At 53.5% G+C, this 652-nt stretch carries 1 protein-coding gene; it reads left to right on the top strand.

From position 1 onward, the window contains the following. On the top strand, positions 1–652 hold a 652-nt coding region (locus D8844_RS10340; protein ID WP_185757690.1), incomplete at both ends, for a hypothetical protein.

Here is a 652-nt window from a genome sequence, read left to right as displayed (position 1 = left end):
TCAGCATCGGTGAGCGCAAGTGAGTCAGCATCGGTAAGTTCGAGTGAGTCTGCGTCAGTAAGCTCCAGTCAATCCGCATCAGTAAGCGCAAGCGAATCCGCTTCAGCGAGTGCTAGCCAGTCAGCCTCAGTAAGCGCAAGTGAGTCTGTATCGGCAAGTGCAAGTCAATCAGCGTCAGTGAGCTCCAGCCAATCTGCCTCAGCCAGCGCAAGCCAGTCTGCATCGGTAAGTTCGAGTCAGTCAGCCTCAGCCAGCGCTAGTCAATCAGTATCTATAAGCTCCAGCCAATCTGCCTCAGTAAGCGCTAGTCAGTCTGCATCTGCAAGTTCGAGCCAATCTGTATCGGTGAGCTCAAGTCAATCCGCTTCAGCGAGCTCTAGTCAATCTGCCTCAGTCAGCGCTAGTCAGTCTGCCTCAGTAAGCGCAAGTGAATCAGTTTCCGTAAGCGCTAGTCAGTCTGTATCGGTAAGCACAAGTGAATCCGCTTCAGTCAGCGCTAGTCAGTCTGCATCAGCAAGCTCAAGTCAATCAGCCTCAGTAAGCTCAAGCCAGTCAGCGTCGGCAAGTTCCAGCCAATCAGCATCCGTGAGCGCGAGCCGGTCAGCTTCAGTAAGTTCTAGTCAATCCGCCTCAGCGAGCTCCAGCCAATCAG

Source organism: Streptococcus oralis (assembly GCF_003942875.1).
Taxonomy (GTDB): Bacteria; Bacillota; Bacilli; order Lactobacillales; family Streptococcaceae; genus Streptococcus; species Streptococcus oralis_BX.
This window is presented reverse-complemented; position numbering and strand designations above follow the sequence as displayed.